A 21,783-nucleotide genomic window follows, 5' to 3' on the forward strand; every position below is an offset into this window, starting at 1 on the left:
GTAGTTAAGTAAGCAATTAACCTATAACTCTATATAACTATCGTGATATGGTTATATATATCTATTGTTCTAACAAATTAATTTAATTCAATAAATATAGTCCAAGAGGTATTTATTATGAAAAGGAACTTTAAACTAACTGCTCTAGGTTTAGTTCTAGACACGGGAGTCTGCATGGATTCATGTTGAACTTACTCGGTGGGTTAATCGCGTACTGCCTAAAACCAGAAAAGCCATCGCTAAACATAACAACCACTGAAAAATCAGGATTGATAGCGATGGCTTAAACCGATCTCAGGTTAATTAAGCACATAACAATTGTTAGACAAACAATGTATGCCAGAACTTGTCCGTCTAAAGTACTCTGCTTAACTATTGCAATCTGTCATAAATCACCGACGACTAAGTCTGATATACCCTGACATTGCGCAAGCCGATCCATGGCCATTGAATCCACAAAATACAGACATCTTCTATTTACCACGCCTTAGTAAGCTAGGTACATATTTAACCATTACCCAAAGTAGGTCAACGAATGACAACAGTATCGAGTCAAGAATCTTGAACTAAACAGTTTTGGGGCATTTTAGTATGACACTTTAATACTCAGTATGAATCTTTATTACTCTCTCACAAATTCAACTTGGTGATGATTCAGTATTATTCCACCGTTACCGCTTTCGCTAGGTTACGAGGTTGGTCAACGTCGGTACCTTTGATTAGGGCTACGTAGTAAGACAACAGCTGCATCGGAATAGTGTAGTAAATCGGCGCGGTGATTTCGCTAACGTGAGGCATTGCAATGATCTTCATCGTTTCATCGGCTTCAAAGCCCGCATTCACGTCAGCAAAGACATACAACAAGCCGCCACGCGCGCGCACTTCTTCAATATTTGATTTCAGCTTTTCAAGCAGATCGTTGCTAGGCGCCACCACCACGACTGGCATATCAGCGTCAATCAGCGCCAAAGGACCGTGCTTTAGCTCGCCCGCCGCGTAAGCTTCCGCGTGGATGTAAGAGATCTCTTTTAACTTGAGTGACGCTTCCATCGCGATTGGGTAGAACTCACCACGACCTAGGAACAACGTATGGTGCTTGTCAGCAAAGTCTTCCGCCAGAGCTTCGATCTGTTTTTCAAATGCCAATGCGGAATTGATCTGCGCAGGTAACGCGTGTAACGCTTCCACGATCTCTTTTTCTTTCTCTTTGCTGATGCGGTTTTGCTGCTTACCAAGCGCCGTCACCAACATCAGTAGCGCAGAGAGTTGCGTGGTAAACGCTTTGGTCGACGCCACACCAATTTCAACCCCCGCGCGGGTCATAAAGGCAAAGTCAGACTCACGAACCAAAGAAGAACCCGCCACGTTACAGATGGTCATCGCCGCCATGTAACCTTTTTCTTTCGCTAGGCGCAGTGCTGCTAGCGTATCTGCGGTTTCACCCGATTGAGACAAAGTGATCAACAGGCTGTTTGGACGCGTGACAAACTTGCGGTAACGGAACTCAGAGGCAATTTCTACATCGCAGCTTACGCCAGCAATGTCTTCAAACCAGTAACGCGCGGTCATACCCGCGTTGTACGAGGTACCACATGCGACGATCTGTACGTGCTCAACACGGCTCAAAATATCCGCAGCGTTAACACCAATAGACTCAGTCACCACTGAATCCGCGCTGATGCGCCCTTCCATAGTGTTGATCAATGCGGTTGGCTGCTCGTAGATCTCTTTTTGCATAAAGTGGCGGTATTTACCTTTATCACCCGCATCATGCTCAGCGTTTGATTCGGTAATTTCGCGCTCAACACGCTCACCTGATTGGTCAAATACGGTCACTTCGCGGCGAGTAATTTCTGCCACGTCACCTTCTTCTAGATACATAAAACGGCGAGTCACGCTCAGTAACGCCAATTGGTCTGAAGCTAGGAAGTTCTCGCCAACACCAAAACCAATGACGATTGGGCTACCTGAACGAGCCACAACAATACGTGACGGATCTTTACGATCCATCGCAACAGTGCCGTACGCACCTTCCAGCTGTTTTGCGGTTTTCTGTACCGCTTCAATTAGGCAATCTGTACTGCGAAGCTCCCACTCCACCAAGTGAGCAATTACTTCCGTATCAGTTTGAGATTCAAACACGTAGCCGCGCTCACGTAGCGTTTCACGCAGCTCTTCGTAGTTTTCGATAATGCCATTGTGCACGACGGCGATGTCACCAGACATGTGTGGGTGTGCGTTCGTTTCTGATGGTTCACCGTGTGTTGCCCAACGGGTATGCGCGATCCCAGTACCGCCTGTAACGCCAATTTCATCAACCGCGTCAGCCAACTCTTGTACTTTGCCCAAACGACGAACGCGTGTCAGATTAGACTCCGAGTCTACAACGGCAACACCAGCTGAGTCGTATCCGCGATATTCCAATCGCTTAAGACCTTCAACTAAAATTTCTGCTACATCACGCTGTGCTACCGCACCTACGATTCCACACATATTAACTCCAATACTTTTCCTTCCGAACGGCAGCAAGCAAAGGCCTGATCGGGTTGTAATTTAAAAACGCTATACGCAGATCACTTTGATCCCATGGGATTCGATGATCTGTTTGAATTCGGTCGAGAGATCTTTGTTTGTCACTAATACGTCTATCGCATCCCAAGCGAGCTCAAGGTTTGGGATCTTGCGGCCGATCTTTTCTGACTCGACCATGACGATCACTTCGCGAGACACTTCTGCCATGACTTTACTTAAGCCAACGAGTTCATTAAACGTGGTCGTGCCGCGCTCTAAGTCAACGCCGTCTGCCCCAATAAAAAGCTGGTCAAAGTCATAAGATCGTAGAACGGATTCAGCGACTTGGCCTTGGAAAGACTCGGAGTGGGCATCCCAAGTCCCGCCTGTCATCAGCAACGTTGGCTCGCTCTCTAGTTCATTTAGCGCATTAGCAACATTAAGAGAATTGGTCATCACTACGAGTCCGCGCATACCATCCAACTGTTTGATCAATGCGCCAGTCGTGCTGCCACTGTCGATAACGATACGGTTGTGTTCGCGGATCAGCTTTGCCGCTGCTTGCGCGAGTTCATCCTTACGAACCGAAACATTATGGTTCATTTCATCACTGACAACTTCTTTCGGCAGTGCAATCGCTCCGCCGTAGCGTCTCAATAGCTGACCGTTTTTTTCTAGTGACGCGAGATCCTTTCTAATTGTGACCTCTGATGTTTCAAATCGCTGAGATAGCTCTTCTACACTCACTTCCCCTTTTTCGTTTACTAAGTTGGAAATAGTGTGTCTTCTGAGCTGAGTGTTTCGTTTCGACATTTATTCTTAATTTTTACATTTCGAAGTGAAACTTATTATAGTCAAAACGAAACTTTCAAGTCCATTTATTTTGATCCAAAAAATTAATAATTAGCGATAAAACCTTGTCCTAAGACAATTCTTAAGCAGTGATATTGGATGAATTAGGTGATAGAATGCGCCACCTAAAAGAAAAAAAATTACAGAATTGAACGTTATTTTTTTGCAACTAAACCCATATATACTGGTTTAGTCACATAAATACTGAATGTTAGTGTGCCGACTTGGTCATAAAATGACTAAACTTGGTGAAAGACTTTCAGTTTTGAAGTCCCGATGAATGAGCGCCGTCACCGACGAAAAGCAGGCACTAAATGCTCGGTCGACAGCATAGACTTCAACCTAAGTAACAACTTTCAAATTGTAACTATTATTGACCGGAGAGTATCTTCCATGAAAAAGACCAAAATCGTATGTACGATTGGCCCTAAAACTGAATCTGTAGAGAAGTTAACTGAACTAGTAAACGCAGGCATGAACGTAATGCGCCTAAACTTCTCTCACGGTGACTACGAAGAGCATGGCACTCGTATCGCGAACTTCCGTAAAGTAATGGAAGCAACTGGTAAGCAACTTGCGATTCTTCTAGACACTAAAGGTCCTGAAATCCGTACTATCAAACTAGAAAACGGCGACGACGTTGATCTAGTAGCTGGTCAAGAATTCACTTTCACAACTGACACTTCAGTTGTAGGTAACAAAGACATCGTTGCGGTAACTTACCCAGGTTTCGCCGCTGACCTAAACGTTGGTAACACTATCCTAGTAGACGACGGTCTAATCGAGATGGAAGTGATCGCAACCACTGACACTGAAGTTAAATGTAAAGTTCTTAACAACGGTGCACTAGGCGAAAACAAAGGTGTTAACCTTCCTGGCGTTTCTGTAAACCTACCAGCACTATCTGAAAAAGATAAGAACGACCTTAAGTTTGGTTGCGAGCAAGGCGTTGACTTCGTTGCGGCTTCTTTCATCCGTAAAGCATCTGACGTTAAAGAAATCCGTGAAGTACTTGCAGCAAACGGCGGCGAGAACATCCACATCATTTCTAAGATCGAAAACCAAGAAGGTGTTGATAACTTCGATGAGATCCTAGAGCTTTCTGACGGCATCATGGTTGCACGTGGTGACCTAGGTGTTGAAATCCCAGCTGAAGAAGTAATCTTCGCTCAGAAAATGATGATTGAGAAGTGTAACCGTGCTCGTAAGATGGTTATCACTGCAACGCAAATGCTTGATTCAATGATCAACAACCCACGTCCTACTCGTGCGGAAGCAGGCGACGTTGCTAACGCAGTCATGGACGGTACTGACGCGGTAATGCTTTCTGGTGAAACAGCGAAAGGTAAATACCCTGTTGAAGCAGTAACTATCATGGCTCAAATCGCGAACCGTACTGATTCAGCGCTTAAAGCTGAGCTAGGTTCTCGTCTAGACAGCCCACGTCTACGTATCACTGAAGCGGTATGTAAAGGTGCAGTAGATACAGCTGAGAAACTAGCAGCTCCGCTGATCGTTGTTGCAACTGAAGGCGGTAAGTCTGCACGTTCAGTACGTAAGTACTTCCCAACTGCAAACATCCTAGCACTAACAACCAACAAGAAGACGGCGGCTCAGCTAGTTCTTACTAAAGGTGTAACACCAGTTGTTGTTGATTCTATCGAGAACACGGACGCATTCTACGTTGCTGGTAAAGAGCTTGCTCTAGAAACTGGTCTAGGTAACAAAGGTGACATCGTTGTTATGGTTTCAGGCGCTCTAGTTGCTTCAGGTACGACAAACACTGCATCTGTACACGTTCTTTAATTCATAACGTTTACGAGATAAATAAAAAGAGGGCTTCGGCCCTCTTTTTTTGTTTTTGCTCGCTAGTCCAATTTATAAATCACATCGACACGATCGCGGATCACGATCGTCGAGTCTTGATAAGTGTTGGACTCCATTTTGGCGTCCATCGCCATTGAACGCATCAACACTGGCTGAGAACTTGGCATGTTGTAGTCGATTTGCCACACGCTACCTAGTTTGTGACCAAAACCTTTCGCGAGTGAATTCGCTTTGCTATTGGCGTCTTTGATTGCTTCCATTCTCGCTTGCTCACGGTATTTTTCTGAATCTTTGACTTTGAGACTGATGTTGTCGACTTGGTTAATACCCGCGTTCAGCGCGATGTCCAGATACTGATTCAGCTTAGCCAAATCATCTACCGTCACATTCACTGTTCGGCTAGCACGGTAGCCCACTAACTCAGGTTTGCCTTCTTTTGGATAACGGTACTGCGGAGACAGGTACAGGTTTGAGCTGGTGATGTTGTCTTTGCTCACGTCCTGCTCGGTGAGCTCATCAAGAAAATCAGACACAACTTTATCAACGGATTGCTTTGCCTGCTCAGCGGTCATAGTTGTCTCAACCACTCGAACGGTAAACTCTGCCATGTCTGGTGTCGCGACCACTTCGCCATAGCCAGAAGTCGACAGGTGTGGGAAATCGACATTGTTGGCCATCGCGCCGAAGCTAAGTGCGCTGGTCAGCAGCGCTGCAATTACTGTAGGAACTCGTTTCATTCCGCGTCTCCGTATGTGATGGAATCCATACATAATAGGAAATGAACCATATTAGACCAAGTTTATTCCTTTGATCTGACAGAGAATTTACTCAGTCAAATGGCTATTTGGACAGCAAAGAATGGGCATGAGAAACAATCGCCTCGCTGATCTCTTGCAGTAATCCGGTCTCAAGCTGCCAGTGATGCCAGTAAATTCGAAAGGTCATAAAAAAGCCGGGAATCAAATCGATCAAACGCCCATCATTGAGCTCTTTTTCGATCTGTACTCTTGGGATCAAACAATACGCACAGCCCATTAGAGCCATGTTGACAAAAGCTTCTGAACTCGCGACGTGATGGTTGATGACGCTGTCAGGGTCAATATTGTAATGCTGTTGGAGAAAGCTACGGTGTAAATTATCGTGCTGATCGTAAGAAACCGCTGGTGCATGTTGCAATGCCTCTCGGGTAACACCATCGGAAAAGTATCGCGCGACAAACTCTGGATTCGCGACGCAGACGTAATCCATTCGGCCTAAGTATTGCGCCTGGCAGCCAGTGATTGCTTTGGGCTCCATACTGATCGCGCCCGTCACTTCACCATTTTTCAGTTTATCCAGTGTGCGCGCTTCAGCATGAACGACAAAATTGAGTTCCACTCTACGCGATTGCATCAATGGAGCAAGCGCAGGGAGTAACCATGTTGCGAGGCTATCGGCGTTAGTCGCGATAGAGATATTGAGCGGGCGCTTGCTACTGTCATTGCCAAGCTCCGGGATCAACTCGTTTTCCAGCAACTGCACACGCTGGTAAAAACCTAACAGTTTTTTACCGATTGGCGTTGGTCGTGGTGGTTGTTCGCGGATCACAACAGGCTGAGCGATGAACTTTTCCAACTGCTTAATCCGCTGTGATATCGCCGACTGAGAGACAAACAGCTCTTCGGCTGCACGTTCAAAGCTGCCGCTACTCACCACCGCTTCTAACGCTTCTATCCACTTGTAGTCTAAACCACGCATACTTCCCTCAGCCTGTTTGCATTTAGTCCTTCCCACAACATTAGCAGTACTTATATGACATTAAAATCATTAATTATACTTATAAACCTACTCGTTCTATCTTGTTAATTCAGTAATTAATACATAGTTAACAGGAGAGAAAACGTGAACTTTTGGCTGTTATTTCAGGGCTTTGGATTGGGAGCCAGCATGATCATTCCCATTGGTGCGCAAAATGCTTATGTGCTCAATCAAGGCATTAAGCGGAATCATCACCTGACGACCGCAACGATCTGCAGCTTTTTGGACGTTTTCTTTATTTCACTGGGTATTTTTGGCGGTGGTGCGATTTTGTCGCAAAACGAAACACTACTCATTGCGGTGACGCTTGGCGGTATCGCGTTTCTGAGCTTCTACGGATACTTGTCTTTCAAAAGTGCCTTTAGCCATTCCACGCAAAGCGAGACGACCACCAGCCAAAATTTACGCGGCAAGCGCGCTGTGGCTTTGGGTGCTATCGCCGTAACGGTATTTAACCCTCATTTGTACTTGGATACGGTAGTGATACTTGGTTCGATTGGCGGACAATTTGAGGGACAAGATCGAATTGCGTTCGCTCTCGGCACTATGATGGCGTCCTTTGTTTGGTTTTACACCCTATCTGTCGGTGCGGCAAAACTGGCTCCGACCTTATCAAAACCGAGAGTAAAACAAAGTATTGATATTGTAATTGCCATTATGATGTACGTGATCGCGTTTCTATTGGCCAAAGAACTGGCTACAAATCATTGGTAGAGGATTGTGGATAAACTGGAAAAAATTTATCGCTTTAACACTGAGTTACTCAATCAATTAGACATCCCATTTAACGAATGGACGCACGAGCCGATTTTAGACTTCGAAACCGACGTCAAAGTCGCAAGTGAACTTGGTTGGACTGGCACACACAGTAAAAGCTTGTTTCTCAAGATGAAGCCTTCTGGCTACGCGCTGTATATCACCGATAAAGACAGTCGACTGGATAGCAAAGCCATTAAACAGATTACCGGTAAGCGCGTATCAATTGTCGGCAATGACGAAATGACTGAACAAACTGGTTGTGTACCGGGCGCAGTATGCCCTTTCGGATTGCCTGATGACATCACAATTTTTGTCGATAGCCGACTCTATCAACACGACGAGATCCTCTACACACCAGGACACCCAGAGCGAACGATTGGATTTACCGGTTCTGAGTTGTCTAAGATTCTCAGCTCACTGCCTAATCCGTATTACGAGATATAAAAAAAGCGAGGCATCTGCCTCGCTTATTAACAATGGTTCGAATTAGCCTTCGACTTTGTTCAGATGAACATCCATTTGTGGGAATGGGATTTCGATGCCGTTCTCGTCCAACGCTTCTTTAATCGCTTGCATTGAATCGAAGTAAACGTTCCAGTAATCCGCAGTGTTAACCCAAGGACGAACCACGAAGTTCACTGAAGAATCTGCCAGTGCGTGAACGCCAATCGTCATGTCTGGATCTTTAAGAATACGAGGGTCTTTTTCTAGCGTGTCACGGATAACTTGTTTAGTTTGTTTCAGATCCGCGTTATAAGAGACACCAATCACTAGGTCGATACGACGCGTAGAATGACGAGAGTAGTTAGTGATAGGACCACCGATAACGCCAGAGTTTGGTACAACCACCATTTTGTTGTCTGGAGTTTTTAGTACCGTTTGGAAGATTTGAATCGCTTCAACGCTACCTGCCACGCCGCCAACTTCTACGTAATCGCCAGATTTGAACGGACGGAACGCAACAATAAGCACACCTGCCGCAAAGTTAGATAGTGAGCCTTGAAGAGCAAGACCAACAGCCAAACCCGCTGCACCAATGACTGCAACGACAGAGGCCGTTTGAACACCTACGCGACCAAGCGCTGCGATAAGTACGATGATGAACAGTAGGTAACGAACTAGACCGTGAACAAATTCAACAACCGCTTTGTCCATATTTTTCTTTTCTAGCACTTTAGAAATGCTACCAGCCACCGCTTTAACGATAATGTTACCGATAAATAGGATAAGCAGCGCAGAAATGATGTTCACACCGTATTGAATCAGTAAGTCAGAGTTACTGTTCAACCACTTTTCAGCCTGAGAGAGCCCTTCCGCTAAAGGCGCCTCAACGCCCATAGATTCACCTGCCATAATTTGTATCCTCTAAATACAGATTTTTATTTAACCGAGAAAAAGGTATTTGCGAGCTGCAACCGAGCCCTAAATGTTAACCACATCCAGATCGTTGTACTGAAACAATCGTCAGAATTTTGGCACAATATCTTAAAGCCAACTTTTTTCAAGTCAGACTTTTGCAAATATATTCAAAACAACGAGTTATCTGCATTGCTTGATACTGGCTTGTTACAGGTTACGCAATGGCTTTACATTTCGCCATACTTTTTGCGCAAAATTGCATCGTCTGGTCGATAATCAAACACAATTTCATTAATTGAGACGATCAACTGATTGCGTATTTAAGGCATACTTAGATTTATCAAATGCGCCCAATCGATGCTTCAAGTCATCAATCATTCAGCCTGTACGCTTTCAAGAAGCGTAAAAAAGCCCGCTCTAAGAGCGGGCTTTTTAAACAACTCGATCGCTACCGATTATAGTACGTCAACTGCGTTAAGGTCAGCAAATGCTTGCTCTAGACGCTCAACCATTGCAACTTGGCCAGCACGTAGCCATACACGTGGATCGTAGTACTTCTTGTTTGGCGCATCTTCACCAGTTGGGTTACCGATTTGGCCTTGTAGGTAATCGTGGTTTTCCGCTTCGTACTTACGGATACCATCCCAAGTTGCCCACTGCGTATCAGTATCGATGTTCATTTTGATAACACCGTAGCCGATTGATTCACGGATTTCTTCTAGAGAAGAACCAGAACCACCGTGGAATACGAAGTTTAGAGAGTTCGCTGGCAGACCGAATTTCTCAGAAACGTGCGCTTGAGAATCACGTAGGATAGTTGGAGTTAGAACAACGTTACCTGGCTTGTAAACACCGTGAACGTTACCGAAAGATGCAGCGATAGTGAAACGTGGGCTGATAGCGTTTAGTTTCTCGTAAGCGTATGCAACGTCTTCTGGAGAAGTGTATAGCTCAGACGCGTCCATATCAGAGTTGTCTACGCCGTCTTCTTCACCACCAGTACAACCTAGTTCGATTTCTAGAGTCATGTTCATTTTAGCCATGCGCTCTAGGTACTTAGCAGAGATTTCGATGTTCTCCTCTAGAGACTCTTCAGAAAGGTCGATCATGTGAGAAGAGAATAGTGGCTTACCAGTTTGTGCGAAGTACTCTTCACCAGCGTCTAGAAGACCGTCGATCCATGGTAGAAGTTTCTTAGCTGCATGGTCAGTGTGTAGAATAACTGGCACACCGTAAGCTTCAGCTACAGCGTGAACGTATTTAGCACCAGCGATAGCACCAAGGATTTGAGCACCTTGACCTTCAAGTTTAACGCCTTTACCTGCGAAGAAAGCTGCACCACCGTTAGAGAACTGAACGATTACTGGAGCTTTAACTTTTGCAGCTGCTTCTAGTACTGCGTTTACAGAGTCAGTACCTACACAGTTTACCGCTGGAAGCGCGAAGTTGTTTTCTTTAGCAACTTCAAAAACTTTCTGAACGTCATCGCCAGAGATAACACCTGGTTTTACGAAATCGAAGATCTTAGACATGGATTTAATCCTATTTATCTGTCGTTTTAAAAATAAAACTTGTTAAGTTTAAATTCTTGCAAACGTTTGCTCACAACTCGGGATATTCTAGCAAAGAACAATGTGACTTGCAGCAAACAAGAAAGGCGGAGAATCACTCCCCGCCTTTGTTTAATTACTTAGCACGCGCTTCTAGCATTTCTACTGCTGGAAGCTTTTTGCCTTCTACGAACTCAAGGAACGCACCGCCACCTGTAGAGATGTAAGATACGTCAGCCTTGATGCCGAACTTGTCGATAGCCGCTAGCGTATCGCCGCCACCCGCTACAGAGAAACCTTCTGAAGAAGCGATCGCTTCAGAGATCCCTTTAGTACCCGCTTCGAAGTTCTTGAATTCGAATACGCCTACTGGACCATTCCATAGGATAGTTTTCGCATTTTTAAGAATCTCAGCAAGTTCTGCTGTTGAGTCAGGACCAAGGTCGAAAATCATGTCGTCGTCTTGTACTTCAGACACGTGTTTGATTTCAGCTTCTGCATTTTCATCAAATGCTTTTGCACATGCAACGTCAGTCGCTACTGGAATCGCACATTCGTCCATTAGCTTCTTAGCTGTGTCTACTAGGTCTGCTTCGTATAGTGACTTACCAACGTTGTGGCCAGCCGCTGCGATGAAAGTGTTTGCAATACCACCACCAACAACAAGTTGGTCAGCGATCTTAGATAGAGACTCAAGAACTGTCAGCTTAGTTGAAACTTTAGAACCACCTACGATAGCAACCATTGGACGAGCTGGGTTGTCCATTGCTTTACCTAGCGCGTCTAGTTCATTTGCTAGTAGAGGACCAGCACAAGCAACAGGTGCGTGCATACCAACGCCGTGAGTAGACGCTTGAGCACGGTGAGCAGTACCGAATGCATCCATCACGAATACGTCACATAGTGCTGCGTATTTCTTAGATAGCTCTTCTTCGTTTTTCTTCTCGCCTTTGTTAAAGCGAACGTTTTCTAGAACAACAAGTTCACCAACGTTCAGCTCAAGGCCGTCTAGGTAGTCTTTTGCTAGCTTAACTTCGCAATCTAGTGCGTCGTTTAGGTAGTTAACAACAGGTTGTAGAGAGAACTCTTCAGCGTACTCACCTTCCGTTGGGCGACCTAGATGAGAAGTAACCATAACTTTAGCGCCGGCTTCTAGACAGTGCTTGATAGTTGGTAGAGAAGCTAGGATACGTGCATCAGAAGTCACTTTGCCTTCTTTTACTGGTACGTTTAGGTCCGCACGGATAAATACACGTTTACCTGCTAGATCCAGGTCAGTCATCTTGATTACAGACATGATGTGTCCTCTCAAATATTCAAAAAGTAAAGTTTTCAGTAGCCCGGCAACCCTGCCAAGCTCATTAATTCTTCAAACTGGTTTTGATATGGAGATACAGCATATTTATTTCAAGGGTTAAAATAAATATTTCTCCAGCGCTGCTCTACGACTTATTTCGCAGCTTGCATTACGAGCGCAGTATCCAGCATGCGGTTCGCAAAGCCCCATTCGTTATCGCACCAAACGAGCATTTTCACCAACTGCCCGTTACTCACTCGAGTCTGTGTACCATCGACAATCGCGCTATGGGGATCATGATTAAAGTCGATAGAAACGAGCGGAGCTTCAGTATAGTCAACAATGCCCTGTAATGTACACTGAGAGGCATTAACAATGGTTTGATTTACGTCATTAACTTTCACATTTGTATTAATTGTGACACTTAAATCCATCGCAGTGACGTTTACAGTCGGTACTCTGACCGAAATCGCTTCAAATTTGTTGGAAAATTTCGGGAATATTCTTTCAATCCCCTTATGCAACTTCGTGTCTACCGGAATGATAGATTGACTGGCAGCGCGAGTTCGTCTCAGGTCAGAATGGTATGCGTCGATCACCTGTTGATCATTCATCGATGAATGAATGGTAGTGATCGTTCCGGAGTCGATGCCAAATGCGTCATCAAGCGCCTTGATGATCGGCACAATACAGTTAGTGGTACAAGAGCCGTTCGACACCACGTTATGGTCAGCGGTTAGGGATTCGTGGTTGACACCATAGATAATGGTGTTGTCGACGTCGTTTGCTCCGGGATGAGAAAAGAGCACTTTCTTCGCGCCGGCCTGAATGTGTTCTTGTCCGTCGGCTTGAGAACCGAAGACACCGGTACAGTCGAGTACGATGTCGACGTCGAGGTCACGCCAAGGCAATAAGTTAATTTCAGAGAGATGAAGGATACGGATCGAGTCAAACTCACCGCTTTCGTGGTGAACATAGATGTGTTCTTGATCGTTAGTGATCTTCTTACCAAAGCGTCCGTGGCTGGTATCGTATTGCAGCAAGTGCGCCATCGCATCAGGTTGAGCCAGTTCATTAACCGCCACGACCTTAATTTGCTGGTTTTTGCCGCTTTCATATACCGCTCTTAAGACATTACGACCGATACGCCCAAATCCATTGATCGCAACTTTTAGCATGATTCCTTCGCCCTACTCACTTTTCGTGTCACAGATAGTAACTGATAAGGCAGCAAAGCGCACCTGTTGAATCAAGGCGAGGCGAGATTAAAAAAGGCCGCAGCAAAGCCCGGCCTTGTTAGTTTCAATCAAGAGTTAGAACGCGACGTCTAAACCTAACCAGTAACGGCGACCGTCTTCAACATAGCCGTACTCTTCATAGCTGATTTCTTCGTCCAGCAAGTTATAAATCGCACCTTTGAGCTTGGTGTTGTCGGTCAGCTGATACGTCACACCGGCATCAACAAACGTGTACGCAGGCTCAATGATACTAGTTCTCGACGGCCCTGTTACCGGATCCATCTCTTCACCGCGATAGGTCACTTTGGTCCAGCTCTCGAGTTTATCGGTGGTTTGCCAGCTCACATCCACATTGAACAAGTGCTTAGGCAGTTGCTGCAATGGCATACCTTTGTACTCACCGGTCTTTTGCTCAGAATCTGTAAAGGTGTAGCTTGAGCTCATGTAAACCGTTTCACTGACTGGCATCGCGAAAGTCGCTTCAACGCCTTGGGTCACCGCTTCATCAACGTTAATACGGTAGGTTGGGTCTGCACCCCATTGGTTTGGTCCGTCTGTACACAGTGTATCCGGACACACCACTCGTGTGATCTTATCTTTGAATTCGTTATGGAATACCGTCAGGGACGCATCCAAACCTGAGTCACTTTGGTACATCAGGCTCATTTCTTTGTTGAGTGAGGTTTCCGGATCTAGGTCTGGGTTACCGTAAATGTTACCGCCACCGCTGACTTGCGCCCAACCCTCGGTAATTTCACGTAGCTGAGGAGAACGGAAGCCTGTAGCCACACCACCTTTCAAGGTCCAAGCCGGGTCAATTCGCCAAACACCGTAAGCTCGAGGGCTAAAGTGCGAACCGTAGTTTTCATCGTGGTCCAAACGTCCACCCAGAGTTAAGCTAAATGGTTCAACAATGGTCCATTCGTCTTCAATAAATACTGCCCACTGGGTGTTTGATGTTTGCGTCTTTGATGATGCTTTATTAGACGTAAAATCCTCCAGCTCGGCGTGGTTTGCGTCGACACCCGTCGTCACCATGTGGTTGCCGATATTGGTCGCCAAACTCGATTTGAAGGTCGTATTCACAATCATCATTTCACGTGATTTGTTTTCACTCTCTTCGCGCTGCAGGTAAGTATCTGAATAACCAAGCGACTCCCAGTCCCCCGTATGACTGACCGTCACGTAAGTACGGCGATACTCGTTAAGTGAGTCTTCACAGCCACGACGGCAACCTGATGTCGGTACCGACAATCCCACATTGCCACGGCGACTTTGTGCCGAAGAGCCACCTTCTAGTTGAACCGAATGACGGTCGTTAATTTGGTAAGTAAGCTTAGAAGAGATGCTTTGCAGATCTTTATCTTCATAACCGTGTTCAATGTCGTCTTCTTCACGAGCTGTATATTGACCATAAACTTGCAGCGATAAGTCTTCCGCTAGCGGGCCATTTAAGAAGAAATTAGCACTTTGCTCGCCACCAGAACGGCTGTTTTCTTGCACCACAGCGCCAAGCTGTACGTTACCGGTCCATTCAGGTGCGTCTTTTCGAGTGATCACGTTGATCACACCACCAATCGCGTCTGAACCATAGAGTGTAGACATCGGGCCGCGGATCACCTCAATACGCTCAATTGCTTGTAGCGGTGGTAGCCAACCTTGTTCAATCCCTGGGCCATCGCTGTTTGGGCGAGTTTCTCGGGTACTCTGGCGCTTACCGTCCACTAGGATCAAGGTGTATTTTGATCCCATGCCACGAATACTGACATCCGTCGTATCACCACCACCGGTGACTACGACACCCGGTACACTTTTCAGTGCGTCGGTCACATCACGGTAGTAACGAGACTCTAAGTCTTGGCGGGAAATAACACTGATACTCGCGGGAGCATCAGCCTGTGATTGTTCGTAACCTGATGCAGTCACAACTACTGTATCCATTTGAGATACTGCATCATTGGCAAACACATGAGGAACACTGACGAAGACTAAAACACCAGTCGCACTGAGAACCGGCAGTTTGAGGGTAGACATCTCTATCTCCATAATTGATAATGATTATTATTTTCGAACGAGAATTATTCATAAATAGAATGAGATGTATAGTGAGAGTTGTGGAACGGTTCTTCCCAAATATGGAACGCTTTGTTTGCGAGTGTAGGTGTTAAAATGCACGATCTAGCTTCGATTCGCGCTTTCGATGCGCTCAATCAACACAAAAGCCTGACTGCCGCGGCCAAAGCACTTAACCAGCCGAAATCAACATTGAGCCGACGCTTAGCGCAACTAGAAGAAGACTTTGGTCAGGCGCTCACAACACGCCAAGGCAATCGCTTGGTGTTGACCCGTGCTGGCGAGATCTTTGCGCACTACAGCCGACAAATTCTGGAGCTTAGCGAAGAGAGTTATGACGCGCTGCAAGGATTGAATAACCAAGTGTCTGGCTCGTTGAATATTGTCTGCCACGCCGCTTTGGTACGCAGTTGGTTGGGTGATGTGCTTAACCACTTCCTCACCGACAACCCACAAGTCAGCATTCGACTGACCAGTGACTTTTCAGATCAGCATCACGACCCGGATTTGTTTATCTGGCTGGGTGAACACGGTGGATTAGATTGGCGCAGACAGACACTCGGCCATTTTCGCTATACGCCGTTTGCTGCGCCGAGCTATCTTGAAAAACACGGGGCGTTCAAACATCCAACAGATTTACTTGCCCATCCTTGGATTGACTTTGGTTCTGTGCGGGAAAACGGGTTGCAGCTCATTCATCCACAACAAGGCAGTTACTACCTTGAGCCAATGACCAGTCGTTTATACAGTGACAACATCGCGATGCAGATCGATAGCATCGCGAATGGACACGGCATTGGCTTGCTTCCTACTTGGACGGCGCAAGGATACGAAAAACATCATCCAGGCCGAATCACTGCCTGCCTTGACGGTTGGTTGTCTGAACCTATCGCGATCAATTGCTACACACCAGCTGGGCGACCTCCGCTGCGTTTATCCGCTCTGCTCGAAAGCATCCAACGCAGCGTTCCAGAACTTTGGCTGAGTGGTTCTGTTTAAAGGGTCACTTCCTCAAGGTCAGGCTCTTTCGGCGACATTACGCTTAATGCGTCAGGCTTGACCTTGATTTGCAAACGTTCACTTTCAAACAGCTCGCCATCAATAACGTACTTAAGGCCATCAGGGTGATGAATGTGCACCGATTGCACTTGCTTGTGCTCGGTAAATCCACCGATTTTTTCAGAAGTAAAACCGGAGAGCACTAACTCAGTCAGTGACAGTACGTGCATCCCCGGTAACTCCGCTTCAGGGATCCAAGTGACATCCAACTTACCATCATTGATGTCAGGTTCACCGCTCCCCTGCGCTAGCAAAGTGCTGAATGGCGCCGCATTGGCAATAACCATGCTGTGGGTATCGATCATTTGTTCATCTTGGTCGTCAAAACGCACGTACAGAGAGAGCACTTCACCGCTAGTGACCGCATTGAGGAAGCCTTTTAGGTACGCTCCTTGCCCGTCGTTGTTCTTCTCATCCCGATTGGCAAATTCGATCATCTGTTGCTCAAAGCCAACGGCAACGATCAGTAGCGCAATCTGATCATTGCACTGCGCGACGTCGATCATTCGAGTATCACCGTGGATGATCGCGTCACACGCCATGGTGATCGGAGTAAATTTAGAGCGAATCCCCCACATCGCATGGCAGAGCGCGTTTGCAGTACCACAAGGTAGAATCGCAAAACGTATATTGCTGCCAACGATTTCCGCTGCGACTTCATTGACCGTACCATCACCACCAGCGGCAATAATCATATCGGTCTGTTGAGCGAGGGCTTGTTTAGCCAGTTGTTCAGCGGTTATCTCTTCAGTAGTTTCTTTTACCTCGACAGTAAAATAAGGCGATAACGCCGTCAAAATATCTGCTTTGTTCTCTGGCCATTTTCCGCCGCCAGAAACAGGGTTAGCGATAATGACGATCTGTGGTTTCGCCAAACCAAACTCTTGGTTGGCGATGTATTCTTGCAGTGCTTTGTACTGCGAGGAATTAAGCCGCGCGCGATGACGAATCGACTGGATTTGCTCCATCACTTCAACGATGCTTTTATCTGGGTCTCGGGCTAGCAAATAGGCGACCATGATCATCACTGAACGTCCACGCCCTAACGCACAATGCACCACGACCGAGCGGTTGTTCTTACGTTGTGATTCAATCCAACGCACCGCTTTTAACAAGGTCGGAAAATCAGGATAAGCATGGTCGAGCACGGGGACATTCAAGTATTCGATTCCCTCACCGACCAGCGATACATTCAAGCTCTCAAACTCAGCGGTCACATCGAGCACTGCGTCAATCTCATGCTCGTGTAGCGACTCAACGTCGGCTGGAGTTAGTCTGGCTGCAAGGAACAGACCTGATTCAATTTTCTGAATGCTAGGTAGTGAAGTAATCGAGCATATGACTCGGTTGTAAGTGTATACGCCCAACATAAACGGCCAGAAGAGGACTCTAACGGCTTTCGGGATGGTTCCGTCGCTACGTTTACGAAAGATACGTCCGTTATTTTTGTAATAGGCAAGTGCAACCAAAGCTAAGGATATGGTGGTCCACAGCATCAGTATTGCTACAACCCGCCAAGGGCTCAACAACGACAAGACGAAAGCAACAATGCTACCGCACATATAATAAGTGGCTATTCGCATACACACTCCGTAATTAGGTCTTAAGCACGATGGGCGAATAGTGAGTATAGTTACTCTATGTCATTTTTTAACTTTACCTATCAAACACTTCTGTCGCATTAATTAGAATATAAAAAAAGAGGGCCATCGATGATGGCCCTCTTTTCTTTCTTTAACAGTAATTCGCTTACGCTAGCAATTCTTTTGCTGTGTTCACTACGTTTTCGGTAGTGAAACCGAACATCTTGAACAGTTCTCCTGCCGGTGCAGATTCACCGAAGGTCGTCATGCCGATGATCTTGCCGCCAAAGCCTACGTACTTGTACCAGAAGTCCGCAATACCGGCTTCTATAGCGATACGCGCTGTGACGTCTGATGGCAGTACTGCTTCACGGTAAGCTGCGTCTTGCTTGTCGAATGCATCGGTTGAAGGCATTGAAACAACGCGTACTTGCTTACCTTCCGCAGCTAGCTGTGCTGCCGCTTCTACTGCTAGCTCAACTTCAGAGCCTGTTGCGATAAGGATAAGCTCTGGTTTGCCTGCGCAATCTTTCAGGATGTAACCACCTTTCGCGATGTCTGCAACTTGCTCAGCACTGCGCTCTTGTTGTGCTAGGTTCTGACGCGAGAAGATAAGCGCGGTTGGCGCGTCTTTACGCTCGATAGCCAGTTTCCAAGCCACTGCTGATTCAACTTGGTCACATGGACGCCATGTGCTCATGTTTGGAGTCAGACGTAGAGATGCCATTTGCTCAACCGGTTGGTGAGTCGGACCATCTTCGCCAAGACCGATAGAGTCGTGCGTGTACACTTGGATGTTCTGAATCTTCATCAGAGCCGCCATGCGCATTGCGTTACGTGCGTATTCCATGAACATTAGGAATGTCGCGCCGTAAGGAACAAAACCACCGTGTAGAGCGATGCCGTTCATGATAGCCGTCATACCGAACTCACGTACGCCGTAGTGCACGTAGTTGCCAGAGAAGTCGTCCGCTTCAAGCGACTTAGAGCCAGACCACATAGTAAGGTTAGAAGGCGCAAGGTCAGCAGAGCCGCCCATGAATTCTGGTAACATTTGACCAAACGCTTCTAGTGCATTTTGTGATGCTTTACGTGATGCGATGTTCGCTGGGTTTGCTTGAAGGTCAGCAATGATTTGGCTTGCTTTCTCTTCCCACTGCGCCGGTAGTTCGCCGTTTACGCGGCGTTTAAATTCTGCGGCAAGTTCTGGATATGCTGCTTCATAAGCGGCAAACTTCTCGTTCCACTCCGCTTCTTTCGCCGCGCCTGCATCTTTTGCATCCCATTCTGCGTATACGTCTGCTGGGATTTCAAACGCATTGTATTCCCAACCTAGGAATTCACGTGCCGCTTTGATCTCGTCAGCGCCAAGTGGTGCGCCGTGACAATCGTGCGAGCCAGCTTTATTTGGTGAACCAAAACCGATAATCGTCTTAGTACAGATTAGCGTCGGGCGAGGGTCTGCTTTGGCCGCCTCAATTGCGGCGTTAATCGCTTCAGGATCGTGACCGTCTACCGCTGGGATTACGTGCCAACCGTACGCTTCAAAACGCTTAGGTGTATCGTCAGAGAACCAGCCTTCTACTTCGCCGTCAATTGAGATGCCGTTGTCATCCCAGAACGCGATAAGTTTGCCTAGACCTAGCGTACCAGCCAAAGAACATGCCTCGTGCGAGATACCTTCCATCAGACAGCCGTCACCCATGAACACGTAAGTGAAGTGGTCAACGATGTCGTGGCCTTCTTGGTTGAATTGCGCTGCTAACGCTTTTTCTGCCAACGCCATACCGACTGCGTTGGTGATACCTTGGCCTAGTGGACCCGTCGTGGTTTCAACACCAGGTGCGTAGCCGTACTCAGGGTGACCCGGAGTTTTAGAGTGAAGTTGACGGAAGTTTTTCAGATCGTCGATAGATAGCTCGTAACCACTTAGGTGAAGCAAAGAGTAAATCAGCATAGAGCCGTGGCCGTTTGATAGTACGAAACGGTCGCGGTCAGCCCACTCTGGGTTAGTTGGGTTGTGGTTTAGGTGAGAGCGCCAAAGAACTTCAGCGATATCAGCCATACCCATAGGGGCGCCAGGGTGGCCAGAATTAGCTTTTTGAACGCCATCCATGCTTAAAGCGCGGATCGCATTGGCAAGGTGTTTACGAGACGACATGTCTGCTCCTGAGTACATTAAGCGAAACGAAAAATGGGTCATAATTCTCTCAAAGCCTCAGAGGGTGTGCAAACGTTTTCCAAGCCAGAAGCTCACAAATATCGCAGCTTTCGCTCCAAATCGTTCAATTTAACCAGAATTAAAGCAAACGTTTGGTTATAACAAAAACCAAAAAAGAGCTTGTAATTCGAACAATCAAATTTAAAATAGCCGTCTAGATGTAGATACACCTACATATATTAGTATTAATTTGCTCTGGAGCGTTTATCATGCTCCAGTTTTTAACCAAATAAAGTGGAGCTAACATGGCTAAGCACCTGTTTACTTCTGAGTCAGTATCAGAAGGTCATCCAGATAAAATTGCAGACCAGATTTCTGATGCGGTTCTTGACGCGATTCTAGAGCAAGATCCAAAGGCTCGTGTTGCCTGTGAGACTTACGTTAAAACTGGTATGGTAATGGTCGGTGGTGAAATCACGACTTCAGCTTGGGTAGATATCGAAGAGCTAACTCGTCAAACCGTTCGTGAAATCGGCTACGTACATTCAGATATGGGTTTTGACGCTGACTCTTGTGCAGTACTAAACACAATCGGTAAACAGTCACCAGACATCAACCAAGGTGTTGATAAAGCTGACCCTAAAGAGCAAGGCGCAGGCGACCAAGGCATCATGTTCGGTTACGCATGTAACGAAACAGACGTTCTAATGCCAGCTCCGATTACTTACTCTCACCGTCTTGTTGAAAAACAAGCAGAAGTACGTAAAAACGGCACTTTACCTTGGTTGCGTCCAGACGCGAAATCTCAGGTAACGTTCCAGTACGACCAAGGTAAGATCGTTGGTATCGACGCAGTTGTTCTATCAACTCAGCACTGTGATTCAATCTCTACGCCAGACCTACGTGAAGCAGTAATGGAAGAGATCATCAAGCCAGTACTACCTTCAGAGTGGATCAACAAAGAAACGAACTTCTTCATCAACCCAACAGGCCGTTTCGTAATCGGTGGCCCAATGGGTGACTGTGGTCTAACTGGTCGTAAGATCATCGTTGATACCTACGGCGGCGCAGCGCGTCACGGTGGTGGTGCGTTCTCTGGTAAAGATCCATCAAAAGTAGACCGCTCTGCAGCATACGCGGCACGTTACGTAGCGAAAAACATCGTTGCAGCAGGTCTTGCTGATCGTTGTGAAATCCAACTTTCTTACGCTATCGGTGTTGCTGATCCAACATCAATCATGGTGGAAACGTTCGGTACAGAGAAAGTATCTCACGACATCATCATCGAAGCGGTGCGTCAGTTCTTCGACCTACGTCCATACGGTCTACAAGAAATGCTGAACCTTCTACAGCCAATCTACAAGAAGACAGCAGCATACGGTCACTTCGGTCGCGAAGAGTTCCCATGGGAAGCGACTGATAAAGCGGTACTTCTACGTGAGTTCGCTGGTCTTAAGTAACTTAAGCCACTGACAGAGAAAAATTCTAAAGAGCTTCTGGGCAACCGGAAGCTCTTTTTTATTGTCGATAAAAAGTCTCCAACAAATTTGTATTTTTTTACTAAGCGGTCAATAGTTAAAATTATGTTAACGAGAGTAATCGCCCGTGATGGTTACTTCGTAAACACTATAAACTCTTGCCCCAGATACGAAGTCATTACAACCGGGCATCGAGTTTCAAACACGCTAAGCCAAGTGGCTTGGTGAGAACAGAGAAT

The 21,783-nt window shown here is 46.5% G+C and carries 16 protein-coding genes and 1 pseudogene; 6 read left to right on the forward strand and 11 right to left on the reverse strand.

The annotated features are described in order from the left end of the window. Positions 1-155: 155 nt before the first annotated feature. Positions 156-287 (forward strand): annotated as a pseudogene (locus HCZ42_RS02465) (IS982 family transposase); the annotation flags it as partial. Between the two features lie 373 nt (positions 288-660). On the opposite strand, the gene glmS reads toward HCZ42_RS02465, so the two are convergent. Both glmS and HCZ42_RS02475 read right to left on the reverse strand, forming a co-directional pair. Then, on the reverse strand, positions 661-2,493 hold the full coding sequence (gene glmS / locus HCZ42_RS02470; protein WP_167419189.1) for a glutamine--fructose-6-phosphate transaminase (isomerizing): 1,833 nt from the start codon (positions 2,491-2,493) through the stop codon (positions 661-663). A 69-nt stretch (positions 2,494-2,562) separates the two neighbouring features. Continuing rightward, positions 2,563-3,324 carry a DeoR/GlpR family DNA-binding transcription regulator gene (locus HCZ42_RS02475; RefSeq protein ID WP_167419190.1) on the reverse strand — a complete coding sequence of 254 codons (762 nt, stop codon included), beginning with the start codon at positions 3,322-3,324 and terminating at the stop codon, positions 2,563-2,565. Between the two features lie 432 nt (positions 3,325-3,756). Between HCZ42_RS02475 and pykF the strand changes: the two genes are divergently transcribed. Next, positions 3,757-5,169, forward strand: a complete 1,413-nt coding sequence (pykF, locus tag HCZ42_RS02480; protein ID WP_167419191.1) for a pyruvate kinase PykF — start codon at positions 3,757-3,759, stop codon at positions 5,167-5,169. Positions 5,170-5,231: 62 nt separating this feature from the next. Here pykF and HCZ42_RS02485 read toward each other — a convergent pair whose 3' ends face one another. Both HCZ42_RS02485 and HCZ42_RS02490 read right to left on the reverse strand, forming a co-directional pair. Next, positions 5,232-5,927 carry an oxidative stress defense protein gene (locus tag HCZ42_RS02485; RefSeq protein WP_167419192.1) on the reverse strand — a complete coding sequence of 232 codons (696 nt, stop codon included), beginning with the start codon at positions 5,925-5,927 and terminating at the stop codon, positions 5,232-5,234. A 103-nt stretch (positions 5,928-6,030) separates the two neighbouring features. Then, entirely contained in the window at positions 6,031-6,927 is an 897-nt protein-coding gene (locus HCZ42_RS02490; protein WP_167419193.1) for a LysR family transcriptional regulator ArgP, read from the reverse strand. A gap of 144 nt (positions 6,928-7,071) precedes the next feature. Here HCZ42_RS02490 and HCZ42_RS02495 point away from each other — a divergent pair, with 144 nt between their 5' ends. Both HCZ42_RS02495 and HCZ42_RS02500 read left to right on the forward strand, forming a co-directional pair. Further along, positions 7,072-7,701 carry a LysE/ArgO family amino acid transporter gene (locus tag HCZ42_RS02495; RefSeq protein WP_167419194.1) on the forward strand — a complete coding sequence of 210 codons (630 nt, stop codon included), beginning with the start codon at positions 7,072-7,074 and terminating at the stop codon, positions 7,699-7,701. Positions 7,702-7,707: 6 nt separating this feature from the next. Next, positions 7,708-8,190 (forward strand): YbaK/EbsC family protein, encoded by a 483-nt coding sequence (locus HCZ42_RS02500; RefSeq protein ID WP_167419195.1) that lies wholly within the window; start codon positions 7,708-7,710, stop codon positions 8,188-8,190. Positions 8,191-8,232: 42 nt separating this feature from the next. Here the strand turns inward: HCZ42_RS02500 and mscS are convergent, their stop codons facing one another. From mscS to HCZ42_RS02525, 5 genes are all read right to left on the reverse strand, one after another. After that, the gene (gene mscS / locus HCZ42_RS02505) at positions 8,233-9,099 is read right to left on the reverse strand and encodes a small-conductance mechanosensitive channel MscS (RefSeq protein ID WP_167419196.1); all 867 of its coding nucleotides are present in this window, start codon (positions 9,097-9,099) and stop codon (positions 8,233-8,235) included. Between the two features lie 461 nt (positions 9,100-9,560). Then, the gene (gene fbaA, locus HCZ42_RS02510) at positions 9,561-10,637 is read right to left on the reverse strand and encodes a class II fructose-bisphosphate aldolase (protein WP_167419197.1); all 1,077 of its coding nucleotides are present in this window, start codon (positions 10,635-10,637) and stop codon (positions 9,561-9,563) included. A gap of 154 nt (positions 10,638-10,791) precedes the next feature. Then, a complete protein-coding gene (locus HCZ42_RS02515) occupies positions 10,792-11,952 on the reverse strand; it encodes a phosphoglycerate kinase (RefSeq protein WP_167419198.1) in 1,161 nt (386 codons plus the stop codon). A gap of 152 nt (positions 11,953-12,104) precedes the next feature. Further along, a complete protein-coding gene (epd, locus tag HCZ42_RS02520) occupies positions 12,105-13,130 on the reverse strand; it encodes an erythrose-4-phosphate dehydrogenase (protein WP_167419199.1) in 1,026 nt (341 codons plus the stop codon). Between the two features lie 135 nt (positions 13,131-13,265). Further along, positions 13,266-15,224 (reverse strand): ligand-gated channel protein, encoded by a 1,959-nt coding sequence (locus HCZ42_RS02525; protein WP_167419200.1) that lies wholly within the window; start codon positions 15,222-15,224, stop codon positions 13,266-13,268. Positions 15,225-15,359: 135 nt separating this feature from the next. Here HCZ42_RS02525 and HCZ42_RS02530 point away from each other — a divergent pair, with 135 nt between their 5' ends. Next, positions 15,360-16,262, forward strand: coding sequence for a LysR family transcriptional regulator (locus HCZ42_RS02530; protein ID WP_167419201.1), 903 nt, complete (start codon positions 15,360-15,362; stop codon positions 16,260-16,262). Here HCZ42_RS02530 and HCZ42_RS02535 read toward each other — a convergent pair. Together HCZ42_RS02535 and tkt are read right to left on the reverse strand one after the other, a co-directional pair. Continuing rightward, positions 16,259-17,905, reverse strand: coding sequence for a diacylglycerol kinase family protein (locus HCZ42_RS02535; protein WP_167419202.1), 1,647 nt, complete (start codon positions 17,903-17,905; stop codon positions 16,259-16,261). The two genes, HCZ42_RS02530 and HCZ42_RS02535, sit on opposite strands and share 4 nt — an antisense overlap. 166 nt (positions 17,906-18,071) lie before the next feature. Further along, complete coding sequence (gene tkt / locus HCZ42_RS02540; RefSeq protein ID WP_167419203.1) at positions 18,072-20,066, reverse strand: transketolase; 1,995 nt, start codon at positions 20,064-20,066, stop codon at positions 18,072-18,074. A 305-nt stretch (positions 20,067-20,371) separates the two neighbouring features. On the opposite strand from tkt, the gene metK reads away from it, so the two are divergent. Next, positions 20,372-21,526 carry a methionine adenosyltransferase gene (metK, locus tag HCZ42_RS02545; protein WP_053408793.1) on the forward strand — a complete coding sequence of 385 codons (1,155 nt, stop codon included), beginning with the start codon at positions 20,372-20,374 and terminating at the stop codon, positions 21,524-21,526. The last annotated feature ends 257 nt before the right edge of the window (positions 21,527-21,783 follow it).

The sequence above is a fragment of the Vibrio hepatarius genome (assembly GCF_011806575.1).
GTDB lineage: Bacteria > Pseudomonadota > Gammaproteobacteria > Enterobacterales > Vibrionaceae > Vibrio > Vibrio hepatarius_A.